An 11894-nucleotide genomic window follows, 5' to 3' on the forward strand; every position below is an offset into this window, starting at 1 on the left:
GGGGCGGCGCGCACACCCCGGAGTAGTCCTCCTTGGCCCGCACCGCCCCGGTGATCCAGGCACGGTCCAGCACCCGGCGTTCGTCGGCCTCGGCCACCAGGTCCTCGGACTGGTTGTAGTCACCGTCGGCGGCCTGGACGGCCCACAGGTGGACGGCGACACCGTGCTCCTTGGCCGCCATCATGCCGGGCAGCAGGTCGCCGTCGCCGGTGACCAGGACGATGTCGGAACAGGCGCGGTTGCGGGCCAGCTCGGTCAACTCGGCGTGCATGGCGGCGTCGACGCCCTTCTGCGCCCAGCGGCCGTCGCTGCGGGTGAGGGCGCCCAGCCGGACGGTGACCCTGGGCATGACCCGCAGCCGGCGGTGCTCGGGCTGCGGCACCCGGTCGGGGGCGCCGTCGAACCAGTAGATGCGCAGCAGGGGCCGGCCCGTGTCGGACTCGGCCCGGTCGCGCAGCCCTTGGATGAGGGCGGTGTGATCGACGGTGATCCGGGACCGCGAGGGCTCCCCGGCGAGGAGACTGGCGGCGGCCCCCAGCAGATACCCGGCGTCCACCAGGACGATGCAGCGGTCCACGCGATCCACCCTCTTTCCGGGAGGTTTGCTTCGGGCTTGCTTCGAGTCTGCCCGACCACGCCGGGGTTAACGGCCCGAACTCGATCTTCGGCGTGGCGTTTCCACACTTCCTTCGCCGACCCACCCTGTCACACACGGTAATTGTCCGACATGCGGTGGCTCTTCCGCCATGTGAGTCTGGTCCCGGCCCTGGCCCCTAGATCCCCCACAGGAGGCATCACCATGGCCAAGAACAAGAACCGTGAACGGAAGCAGCCGCAGACCGCACGCGCCCAGCAGACGGCGCAGCATCCCTCCGCGGAGCCGCAGACCGAGCAGCACGGCCCGCAGATCACTCCCGGAGATGTCGCCCGCAAGGGCAGGGAGAAGCGCTTCGGCCACAACTGACGCCCGTGCGGTGGGCCCTTGAGCTCCGCACACGGCATATGCAGAGGGGTGCACCCGTCGCCGGGTGCACCCCTCTTGGCCGTCGGTCCCGTCGGTCCCGTCGGCCTGGCCGGTCGTGTGGTCCGCCCGGCCGGCTAGCCCGCCAGGCAGGACGGGCCGAGGAGGACCTTGAGGTCGCCGAACAGGGCGGGGTCCGGCTTCACCCGGTGCCGGTCCAGGCGCAGCACCGTCGTCTTCGTCGGCCCCTGGAGCTTGATGCGGACCTCGCTGTCGCCCTTGTGGTGGCCGAGGATCTCGCCGAGGCGGCTGACCATCGGCGGGGTGACCCTGGTCGCCGGGATGGTGAGCACGACGGGCGCGTTGGTGCCCGCGTTGGACAGGTCGGGCACCTGGAGCTCCATGGCGACCAGCCGCGGCACGTCCTCGCGCTTGTCGAGCCGGCCCTTGACGAAGACCACGGCGTCCTCGACGAGTTGGGTCGAGACGAGCTGGTAGGTCGCGGGGAAGAACATGCACTCGATGGACCCGGCGAGGTCCTCCACGGTGGCGATCGCCCAGGCGTTGCCCTGCTTGGTCATCTTGCGCTGGAGGCCGGAGATGATGCCGCCGATGGTGACCACCGCGCCGTCGCCGAAGTCGCCGCCGGTGAGCTGGGAGATGCCCGCGTCGGCCTTGTCGGACAGGACGTGCTCCAGCCCGAACAGCGGGTGGTCGGAGACGTACAGCCCGAGCATCTCCCGCTCCTGCGCGAGCAGGTAGGTCTTGTCCCACTCGTCGTCGGTGAAGGTGACGTCGAGACCGAAGCCGGGCTCGCTGGTCTCCTCCTCGCCCATGCCGCCGAAGAGGTCGAACTGTCCCTCGGCCTCCTTGCGCTTGACCGCGACCACGTTGTCGATCATCGGCTCGTACTGGGCGGTGAGGCCCTTGCGGGTGTGCCCCATGGAGTCGAAGGCGCCCGCCTTGATCAGCGACTCGGTGGTCCGCTTGTTGCAGACGACCGCCTCGACCTTGTCGAGGTAGTCCGGGAAGGAGGCGTACTTCCCCTTGGCCTTGCGGCTCTTGATGATCGACTCGACGACGTTGGTGCCGACGTTGCGGACCGCGGACAGGCCGAAGAGGATCACGTCGTCGCCCTGCGCGGCGAAGTTCGACTCGGACTCGTTGACGTTCGGCGGGAGCACCTTGATGCCCATGCGGCGGCACTCGTTGAGGTAGACGGCCGACTTGTCCTTGTCGTCCTTGACCGAGGTGAGCAGCGCGGCCATGTACTCGGCCGGGTAGTTCGCCTTGAGGTACCCGGTCCAGTACGACACCAGTCCGTACGCGGCGGAGTGGGCCTTGTTGAACGCGTAGCCGGCGAACGGGACCAGCACGTCCCACAGGCCCTGGATCGCCTCGTCGCTGTAGCCGTTCTTGCGGGCGCCCTCCTGGAAGAGGACGAAGTTCTTCGCCAGTTCGTCGGGCTTCTTCTTGCCCATCACGCGGCGCAGGATGTCGGCCTCGCCGAGCGAGTAGCCCGCGATGATCTGGGCGGCCTTCTGCACCTGCTCCTGGTAGACGATCAGGCCGTAGGTGACCGACAGCACCTCCCGGAGCGGCTCCTCCAGCTCCTTGTGGATCGGTGTGATCTCCTGGCGGCCGTTCTTGCGCTCCGCGTAGTTGATGTGCGAGTTCATGCCCATCGGGCCCGGGCGGTAGAGGGCCGAGACGGCGGAGATGTCCTCGAAGTTGTCGGGCTGCATCTGGCGGAGCAGCGAGCGCATCGGGCCGCCGTCGAACTGGAAGACACCGAGGGTGTCACCGCGGCAGAGCAGTTCGAAGGTCTTGGGGTCGTCCAGCGGGAGGGCGAGCATCTCCAGGTCGATGCCCTTGTTGGCCTTCACCATCTTGATGGCGTCGTCCATGATCGTGAGGTTGCGCAGGCCCAGGAAGTCCATCTTCAGCAGGCCGAGCGACTCGCACTGGGGGTAGTCCCACTGGGTGATGGTCACGCCGTCGGTGTGCCGCACCCAGATCGGGGCGTGGTCGACGATGGGCTCGCTGGACATGATCACGCCGGCCGCGTGCACGCCCATCTGCCGCACGAGGCCCTCGACGCCCTTGGCGGTGTCGATGACCTTCTTCACGTCCGGCTCGTTCTCGTACATCGCGCGGATCTCGCCGGCCTCGTTGTAGCGCGGGTGCGAGGGGTTGGTGATGCCGTCGAGGTCGATGCCCTTGCCGAGGACGTCGGCGGGCATGGCCTTGGTGAGCCGGTCGCCCATGGCGTACGGGTAGCCCAGGACGCGCGCGGAGTCCTTGATGGCGTTCTTCGCCTTGATCTTGCCGTAGGTGCCGATCATGGCGACCTTGTCGGCGCCGTACTTCTCGGTGACGTACCGGATCACCTCGACGCGCCTGCGCTCGTCGAAGTCGATGTCGACGTCGGGCATGGAGACGCGCTCGGGGTTGAGGAACCGCTCGAAGATCAGGCCGTGCGGGATCGGGTCGAGGTCGGTGATGCCCATGGCGTAGGCGACGATCGAGCCTGCGGCGGAGCCGCGGCCGGGGCCGACGGCGATGCCCTGCTTCTTGGCCCACATGATGAAGTCGGCGACGACGAGGAAGTACCCGGGGAAGCCCATCGAGATGATGGTGTCCATCTCGTACTCGACCTGCTTCATGCGGTCGTCCGGGATGCCGCCCGGGAAGCGGCGGTGCATGCCCCGCATGGTCTCCTCGCGGAACCAGCTGACCTCGGTGTAGCCCTCGGGGATGTCGAACTTGGGCATGAGGTCGCGCTTCTCGAACATGCCCGTGGTGTCGACCATGTCGGCGATCAGCCTGGTGTTGGCGCAGCCCTGCTGCCAGGCGTCGGAGGAGTCGATGGCGTACATCTCGTCGGTGGACTTGAGGTAGTAGCCGGTGCCGTCGAACCGGAAGCGGTCGGGGTCGGAGAGGTTCTTGCCGGTCTGGATGCACAGCAGCGCGTCGTGGGCGGTCGCCTCGTGCGCGTACGTGTAGTGCGAGTCGTTGGTGACCAGGGGCGGGATGCCGAGCTTCTTCCCGATCTCCAGCAGGCCGTCACGGACCCGGCGCTCGATCTCGATGCCGTGGTCCATCAGCTCCAGGAAGTACCGGTCCTTGCCGAAGATGTCCTGGTAGTCGGCGGCCGCCTTGAGCGCCTCGTCGAAGTGGCCGAGGCGCAGCCGGGTCTGGACCTCGCCGGAGGGGCAGCCGGTGGAGGCGACCAGCCCGGTGGACCACTTGGAGATGGTCTCCTTGTCCATCCGGGGCCATTTCTGCAGCCAGCCCTCCGCGTACGCGTCGGAGGAGAGCTTGAAGAGGTTGTGCAGGCCCGTGCTGTCGACCGCCCAGATCGTCTTGTGGGTGTAACCGCCCGAACCGGAGACGTCGTCCCGCTTCTGGTGCGGCTGACCCCACTGGATCTTGCGCTTGGTGCGCCGCGACTCGGGTGCGACGTAGGCCTCGATCCCGATGATCGGGGTGACTCCGGCCTTCTGCGCGCTGTGGAAGAAGTCGTACGCGCCGTGCAGGTTTCCGTGGTCGGACATGGCGATGTGGCTCATGCCCATCTCGTTGCAGGCGTTGAACATGTCCTTCAGCCGCGCGGCACCGTCCAGCAGGGAGTACTGGGTGTGGACGTGCAGGTGCGTGAACGGCGTCTTCGACACGGTTCGGCCTCCAGTGGCGGGGGTCGGACGGGAAGGGTGACTGTGGCGCGGAGCGCCTCGTCGAGGGCGGTGGCCGGGCGACGGGTGGGAGCTCGGCGGCAGTCCGGTGGACAGCCTCGAAGTCTATGCCCCGACACTGACACTCGGGGCTCCGCCGAACGTACCTTCGGGCATGCGGCGCGGGCACTCCCGTGACGCGTCACACGTTGGACGGGGGACGGATCCGCCGTCCCCAAACATCCCGTACCAGGAGGCACTCAGCGATGTCGGTCCCGCAGCTCAACGACGAGCACCGTGGCGAGGAGATTCTCGCCGTTCTCGACACCGCCTTCGGCGAGCTCCTGGCCGCCGACCCTGCCGCCTTCCGCGTGAAGTTCCGGAAGATGGCGGCCTCGGCGTTCGCGTTCTACCGAGGCACGGCGTGTCTCTTCTACCATGATCTGGACGCCGAGAAGCGCGGCGGACCGTACCTGGACGACCGGACGTCCCGGGTGTGGATCCACGGTGATCTGCACGCGGAGAACTTCGGCACGTACATGGACTCCAACGGCCGTCTGGTCTTCAACGTCAACGACTTCGACGAGGCCTACGTCGGCCCCTTCACCTGGGACCTCAAGCGCTTCGCCGCCTCCATGGCGCTGATCGGCTACGCGAAGGCGCTCAGCGACGAGCAGATCACCGAGCTGGTGCGGATCTACACGGCCGCGTACCGGGAGCGGATCCACTCGCTGGCGACCGGCGCGAAGAGCGACGAGGTGCCGCCGTTCACACTGGACACCGCGCAGGGCCCGCTGCTCGACGCGCTGCGCGACGCCCGCTCGCTGACCCGGTTCGGGCTGCTGGACTCGATGACCGTCATCCGTGACTTCGAGCGCCGCTTCGCCTCCGGCGGCGGCGCGGTGGAGCTCGACGCCGCCACCCGCTACAAGGTCCTCGCCGCCTTCGACGGCTACCTGGAGACGCTGCCGGACGCCTCGCTGGCCCGTCCGGACTCCTACCGCGTGAAGGACGTCGTGGGCCGCCGGGGCGTGGGCATCGGCTCGGCCGGACTGCCGTCGTACAACATCCTGCTGGAGGGGCACAGCGACGCCCTGGAGAACGATGTGGTGATCTACATCAAGCAGGCGCAGACGCCGGCCGTCTTCCGGCACATCACCGACCCGTCGATCCGGGACTACTTCCAGCACGAGGGCCACCGCACGGTGATCTCCCAGCGCGCCCTGCAGGCGCACGCCGACCCGTGGCTGGGCTGGACCGAGCTGGACGGCACGGGGCAGCTGGTCGCGGAGGTCTCGCCGTACGCGGTGGACCTGGACTGGGGCGACATCGACGAGCCGGAGGAGATCGCCCAGGTCGTCGCCGACCTCGGCCGGGCCACGGCCACGATGCACGCGGCGGCGGACGACACGTCCGGCGAGTCCCTGGTGCCGTTCTCCACCGAGCGCGCCATCGACGCGGCGATCGCCGCCGACGAGGAGGGGCTCGAGCCCCTGCTGGTCGACTTCGCGCACAGCTACGGCGCCCGTGCGCGCGGCGACCACCAGATCTTCCTGGACCTGTTCCGCAACGGCAGGATCCCGGGACTGTGACCGTCCCGCCGCCCGGGATTTCCCCGCCCGGAGGAGCTCCGGACGGGGAAATCCTGCCAACCGGAACCCTTTAGGGATCCCTTACCGGAGCGCATGACAGACTCGGCCCCACCATGGACATATCCGGAGCCCCGCTCAGAGCCGTACGCGCGGCGCTGTTCACGACCGTGGTCGTGACCCTCAGCACCGCGTCGCACGTGGTGCTGTCCGGGGCTCCCCTGCCGTTGAGCACGGTGGCGGTGATCGCCGTCGCCGTGTTCGTCCTGGCGTACGCCCTCGCGGGCCGGCAGCGCTCCTTCGGGCGGATCGCCGCCCTGCTGGTCCCGCTGGAGCTGGCCGCCGACACCGTCTTCACCACCGGCCAGCACGTCTGTTACGGCCGGATGGGCGGCCCGATCACGGGCCCATTGCGCTCGGTCGGCTTCGACGTGCTGTGCGGCGACGGCGTGGGCACCCCGCTGACGCGGGTGACCGGCACCGCGGCCGACGGCGGCGACCGGTTCGCGGGACTGCTCGCCCAGGCCGACCCGGCCACCTCGTGGCTGCTGCTCGGCGCGCACATCGGCGTCGGCCTGTTCGCCGCCGCCTGGCTGCACCGCGGCGAGCGGGCGCTGGCCCAGCTGCTGGGCGCGGTGACGGCGACGGCTTCGACAGCGGTCCGGCCGCTGCTGCTGGCGGTCGCCGCGGTGACCGTGCGCCGCGCCCCGAAGGTCCGCCGGCCTGCCCGCCCGGACCACCGGGCCACCACGGCCGTGAGCCGGATCCTCGTGCACTGCCTGGGACGGCGTGGACCGCCGTGCTCCACCGCCCTCGTCTGAGACGGCTCAGTCCCTCCGGCGTCGGCACCCTGTCCGAGCACCCGCAGTCCCCCCTACACATCCCGCACACACACTGTGCGCGTCCCCCGTGGAGAGCATCACCATGAGCAAGCGGAACAGCCAGGCGGCGAAGACGGCGGCCCGTGAGCGTCTGCGCGTCGAGCGCGAGCGCGAGGCCAAGAAGGCCAAGGTCAAGCGTCAGCTGGTCGTCGCCGGAACGATCGTCGGTGTCCTGGCGATAGCCGGCGGCATCGGCTACGCGGTCATGCAGGCCAACAAGCCCGGCGCATGGGAGGCCGCGGCGGACGCGAAGCTCGTCAAGCCGGCCAACTCCAGCGGCGAGAACGGCACGACCGTCGTCATCGGCAAGGCCGACGCGAAGAAGACCCTGGAACTGTACGAGGACCCGCGCTGCCCGATCTGCGCCTCGTTCGAGCAGACCGTCGGCGAGACGATCGACAAGGACGTCGCGGACGGCAAGTACAAGGTCCAGTTCATCGGTGCCTCGTTCCTGGACCGCAGTATGACCGGCGAGGGCTCCAAGAACGCACTGAGCGCCCTGGGTGCCGCGCTGAACGTCAGCCCCGAGGCATTCCTCGCCTACAAGTCCGCGCTCTACTCGGCCGAGTTCCACCCCGAGGAGAGCCAGGACAAGTTCAAGGATGACTCCTACCTGATAGAGGTGGCGAACAGCGTCGAGGAGCTGAAGGGCAACAAGAAGTTCCGGACGGCCGTGGAGAACGGCACCTACGACAAGTGGGCGCTGGAGATGTCCGATAAGTTCGACGACAGCGACGTCCAGGGCACCCCCACGTTGAAGATGGACGGCAAGAAGCTCACCGGGTCCGACGGGCAGAACGCGCCGATGACGGTCCCTGAGTTCACCGCGGCAATCGACAAGGCACTCAAGGCCTGATCCAAGAACCTCGTCCGGTCCCCCGATCCGGGGGTACGCGGCCGGGGCCCGATCACGGTCGGCCGACCGTACGCCGAAGAGCGGGCGAACTTTGCGAGTTCGCCTGCTCTGGCATGTACCGATCAGTAACCTGATCGGCTGTGACCACTCGACACAGATCGTCCGAGAGCGCCAACTCCGCCACTGCGGACGCCAACTCCCTTTCCCCCCGACGCCGTTCGGTCGTCAAGGCGGCCGCCGCGACCGCGATTCTCGCCGCACCGCTCACCGCCGCGCTGCCCGCCCGCGCCGCCACCGCCGTGGCCCCCGCCTTCCTGCACGGAGTGGCCTCCGGCGATCCGCTGCCGGACGGCGTCCTGCTGTGGACGCGCGTGACGCCGACGCCGGAGGCAATACCCGGCTCGGGACTCGGCCCCGACACCGAGGTCGGCTGGACCGTCGCCCGCGACAAGGCGTTCACCGCCGTCGTCGCGAAGGGGTCGACCCGCGTCACCGCGGCCACCGACCACACCGTCAAGGCCGACGTCCGCGGCCTCGCGCCCGCCACCGACTACTGGTTCCGCTTCTCTGCCGGCGGCACCGACTCCCCCGTCGGCCGCACCCGCACCGCCCCGGCCGCCGACGCCGCCGTGACCGGTCTGCGCTTCGGCGTGGTCTCCTGCTCCAACTGGGAGGCCGGCCACTTCTCGTCGTACCGCCATCTCGCGGCCCGCGGCGACCTCGACGCCTGGCTGCATCTCGGCGACTACATCTACGAGTACGGCACCGGTGAGTACGGCACGCGCGGCAGGACCGTCCGCGCGCACGCGCCCGCCCACGAGACCGTCACCCTGGCCGACTACCGCCTGAGGCACGCGACGTGCAAGACCGACCCCGACCTCCAGGCGCTGCACGCCAAGGCGCCGGTCGTCGCGATCTGGGACGACCACGAGATCGCCAACGACACCTGGTCCGGCGGCGCCGGGAACCACACCGAGGGCGAGGAGGGCACCTGGGCCGCACGCCAGTCCGCCGCCAAGCAGGCCTACTTCGAGTGGATGCCGGTACGTCCCGCGCTGGCCGGCACCACCTACCGCCGGCTGCGTTTCGGCAGGCTCGCCGACCTCTCGCTGCTGGACCTGCGCTCCTTCCGCTCCCAGCAGGTCTCCCTGGGCAACGGCGAGGTGGACGACCCCGACCGTACGCTCACCGGCCGCGCCCAGCTCGACTGGCTGAAGTCGGGGCTGTCGGCGTCCGACACCACCTGGCGGCTGGTCGGCACCTCGGTGATGATCTCGCCGCTCGCGATCGGCTCGCTCCCGGCCAGTCTGCTGAAGCCGATCGCCAAGCTGCTCGGCCTGCCGCAGGAGGGCCTCGCCCTCAACACCGACCAGTGGGACGGCTACACCGACGACCGCCGGGAACTCCTCGCCCATCTGCGGACGAACGCGATCCGCAACACGGTCTTCCTCACCGGCGACATCCACATGGCGTGGGCCAACGACGTGCCGGTGAACGCGGGTACGTACCCGGCTTCCGGCTCGGCGGCCGCCGAGTTCGTCGTGACCTCGGTCACCTCGGACAACCTCGACGACATCGTCAAGGTTCCCGAGGGCACCGTCTCCGCGGTCGCCTCCCCGCTGATCAAGGCCACCAACCGGCACGTCCACTGGGTCGACACCGACCGCCACGGCTACGGCGTGCTGGACATCACCTCCGAGCGGGCGCAGATGGACTACTACGTGGTGTCCAGCCGCACCGACCCGGGCGCCACGTCCACGTGGGCGCGCTCCTACCGGACGCTCAGCGGCACCCAGCGGGTCGAGCGCGCCGACCGCCCGGTCTGACCCGCGCGGTCCGGTACGCCGGTCCGGCGCGCGCCCTTCGCTTCTCTCCGTCAGTCGTCCTCCAGCGAATCGAGGAAGCCGAGCGCCACCCGCCAGGTGGCCTCGGCGGCCTCCTCGTCGTGGTCCGGCAGGCCGGGGTCGGTGTAGAGGTGGCCGGCCCCGGCGTACCGGTACACCTCGACGTCGGCTCCGGCGCGGCCCATCTGCAGATACCAGGCGCTCAGCCAGTCGTCCGTCTCGAACGGGTCCGGTTCGGCGACGTGGAGCTGTACCGGCAGACCGTCCACCGCCGCGTTCGCCGCGATGTCCGACGTGCCGTGCAGGAGCAGCAGCCCGCGCGCCCGGCCGTCGCCGAGGGCCAGCGTCTGGGCGACGGAGGCGCCGAAGGAGAACCCGGCGTACACCAGCCCCCGCTCCGAGTAGGGCGCGGCGGCGAGCACGGCCCGCCTCAGCAACTCGTCCCTGCCGATGGACTCCTGGTGGGCCATGCCCTCCTCGACCGTGTCGAACGTACGGCCCTCGAAGAGGTCGGGCGTCCACACCTCGTGTCCGGCGGCACGCAGCCGGTCCGCGGCCGCGGACACCGCGGGTCGCGGGCCGTAGGTCGAGTGAAACAGCATGATGTTCATGACGCCCATGGTGCCAGCCGGGCCCGACAGCCGGTGCCTGCCGGTGCCCCGGTCCGATGCGCCGGCCGGCGTACCGACGCGGCCTGCGGATCCGGCGTACCGGCCTCGTGCCACGGCTCCGGACCTCGGCACCGGACCTCGGCTCCGGACCTCGGCACCGGACCTCGGCACCGGACCTCGGCACCGGACCTCGGCACCGGCCGTACCCACGGCGCCGCGGATGTCACATGTTCACTGCGCGCGAGGCCGGTTAGGTTCGAGGACATGGAAGACGTGCTCCGCCCCCTGATCGTGTTCGGCGGCTCGGTCGTGCTCACCCTGATGCTCGGCTGGACCACCGACCGACTGCTGCGCAAGGCCGACGCCCGGCACTCCGAGACCCCCATGTGGGAACTGCTCCGGCGCGGCCGCATCCCCTACCAGTTGCTCATCTGCGCGGCCCTGCTGAGAAGTTCGTTCAGTGAGGCGAAGCTGTTCGAGGGCCACCGGGCATCCATCGAGCGGGTGCTGACGCTGGTGCTGATCGGGTCAGCCGCCTGGCTGGTGATCCGGATCGCGGCGGCCGTCGTCGAGACTTCGTACACCCGGTACGCCAACGTGCACCGCGAGCGCGACCCGGCCAGGGTCCGCCGGGTGCGCACCCAGGTGACGCTGATCCGGCGGGTCGTCTCGGCGATCGTCGGCGTGGTGGCGGTGGCCGCGATGCTGCTGACCTTCCCCGCCATGCGCGCGGCCGGCGCCTCGCTGCTGGCCTCGGCGGGCATCCTCGGCATCGTCGCCGGTGTCGCCGCCCAGTCCACGCTCAGCAACCTGTTCGCCGGGCTGCAGATCGCCTTCGGCGACATGGTGCGCATCGGCGACACGGTCGTGGTGGACGGCGAGTGGGGCACGGTCGAGGAGATCACCCTGACCTTCCTCACGGTGAACACCTGGGACGAGCGCCGGATCACCATGCCGGTGTCGTACTTCACGTCCAAGCCGTTCGAGAACTGGTCCCGCGACTCCCCGCAGATGACCGGGACGGTCATCTGGCACCTCGACCACCGGGCCCCGCTGGACGCCATGCGCGACCGGCTCCGCGACATCCTGCGCGAGTGCCCGGCCTGGGACGGCCGCGCCTACAACCTGACCGTCGTGGAGACCACACCCAGCACCATCCAGGTCCGGGCCCTGGTGACGGCCAAGGACGCCGGCGACATCTGGACGGTACGGGTCGAGGTCCGCGAGCAGATGATCCGCTGGCTGGCCGAGCAGCATCCCTACGCGCTGCCCCGGATCAGCACCGCCCCGGCCGCCCCGGCACCGGTCCTCGACAGGAGCCACCACTCCCCCGGCGGCGCCGCCGGCATCACCCGTCCCCCCGGTCTCCCCGGCCCCTCCGGTCCTCCGGAGGACGGGGCGCCCGCCCAAGAACCGCAGGGCGCGGCGCAGGAGTACTGACGGCGCCTCAGTGGCCGCGTTCGGCACCGCCGTTGACC

The 11894-nt window shown here is 69.8% G+C and carries 9 protein-coding genes; 6 read left to right on the forward strand and 3 right to left on the reverse strand.

The annotated features are described in order from the left end of the window. Window positions 1–586, reverse strand: a 586-nt coding sequence (locus AOK11_RS19240; RefSeq protein ID WP_157869396.1) for an NYN domain-containing protein, incomplete at its 3' end; no start/stop codon positions are given. A 213-nt stretch (window positions 587–799) separates the two neighbouring features. Here AOK11_RS19240 and AOK11_RS43495 point away from each other — a divergent pair. After that, complete coding sequence (locus tag AOK11_RS43495) at window positions 800–964, forward strand: hypothetical protein (RefSeq protein WP_095534346.1); 165 nt, start codon at window positions 800–802, stop codon at window positions 962–964. Window positions 965–1098: 134 nt separating this feature from the next. Here the strand turns inward: AOK11_RS43495 and dnaE are convergent, their stop codons facing one another. Continuing rightward, a complete protein-coding gene (gene dnaE / locus AOK11_RS19245; protein WP_055594952.1) occupies window positions 1099–4638 on the reverse strand; it encodes a DNA polymerase III subunit alpha in 3540 nt (1179 codons plus the stop codon). Between the two features lie 263 nt (window positions 4639–4901). Here dnaE and AOK11_RS19250 point away from each other — a divergent pair, with 263 nt between their 5' ends. The 4 genes from AOK11_RS19250 to AOK11_RS19265 all read left to right on the forward strand — a co-directional run bounded on the left by AOK11_RS19250 (window position 4902) and on the right by AOK11_RS19265 (window position 9787). After that, on the forward strand, window positions 4902–6227 hold the full coding sequence (locus AOK11_RS19250; protein WP_055594953.1) for a DUF2252 domain-containing protein: 1326 nt from the start codon (window positions 4902–4904) through the stop codon (window positions 6225–6227). A 113-nt stretch (window positions 6228–6340) separates the two neighbouring features. After that, window positions 6341–7045 (forward strand): hypothetical protein, encoded by a 705-nt coding sequence (locus tag AOK11_RS19255; protein ID WP_055594954.1) that lies wholly within the window; start codon window positions 6341–6343, stop codon window positions 7043–7045. Between the two features lie 103 nt (window positions 7046–7148). Beyond that, window positions 7149–7961 (forward strand): thioredoxin domain-containing protein, encoded by an 813-nt coding sequence (locus AOK11_RS19260; protein ID WP_055594957.1) that lies wholly within the window; start codon window positions 7149–7151, stop codon window positions 7959–7961. Window positions 7962–8101: 140 nt separating this feature from the next. After that, window positions 8102–9787 carry an alkaline phosphatase D family protein gene (locus AOK11_RS19265; protein ID WP_055594955.1) on the forward strand — a complete coding sequence of 562 codons (1686 nt, stop codon included), beginning with the start codon at window positions 8102–8104 and terminating at the stop codon, window positions 9785–9787. 50 nt (window positions 9788–9837) lie between these two features. Here AOK11_RS19265 and AOK11_RS19270 read toward each other — a convergent pair whose 3' ends face one another. After that, on the reverse strand, window positions 9838–10416 hold the full coding sequence (locus tag AOK11_RS19270) for a dienelactone hydrolase family protein (protein ID WP_055594958.1): 579 nt from the start codon (window positions 10414–10416) through the stop codon (window positions 9838–9840). Window positions 10417–10680: 264 nt separating this feature from the next. On the opposite strand from AOK11_RS19270, the gene AOK11_RS19275 reads away from it, so the two are divergent. Beyond that, on the forward strand, window positions 10681–11856 hold the full coding sequence (locus AOK11_RS19275) for a mechanosensitive ion channel family protein (protein ID WP_055594956.1): 1176 nt from the start codon (window positions 10681–10683) through the stop codon (window positions 11854–11856). Window positions 11857–11894: the final 38 nt, after the last annotated feature.

Origin of the sequence: Streptomyces hirsutus (genome assembly GCF_001418415.1) — a bacterium.
Lineage (GTDB): Bacteria > Actinomycetota > Actinomycetes > Streptomycetales > Streptomycetaceae > Streptomyces > Streptomyces hirsutus.

Bases quoted from the DNA above. Each gene is read 5' to 3' on its own strand.
- AOK11_RS19270 (WP_055594958.1), bottom strand. From the start codon at position 10,416: ATGAACATCATGCTGTTTCACTCGACCTACGGCCCGCGACCCGCGGTG.
- AOK11_RS43495 (WP_095534346.1), top strand. From the start codon at position 800: ATGGCCAAGAACAAGAACCGTGAACGGAAGCAGCCGCAGACCGCACGC.
- AOK11_RS19275 (WP_055594956.1), top strand. From the start codon at position 10,681: ATGGAAGACGTGCTCCGCCCCCTGATCGTGTTCGGCGGCTCGGTCGTG.
- AOK11_RS19250 (WP_055594953.1), top strand. From the start codon at position 4,902: ATGTCGGTCCCGCAGCTCAACGACGAGCACCGTGGCGAGGAGATTCTC.
- AOK11_RS19260 (WP_055594957.1), top strand. From the start codon at position 7,149: ATGAGCAAGCGGAACAGCCAGGCGGCGAAGACGGCGGCCCGTGAGCGT.
- AOK11_RS19255 (WP_055594954.1), top strand. From the start codon at position 6,341: ATGGACATATCCGGAGCCCCGCTCAGAGCCGTACGCGCGGCGCTGTTC.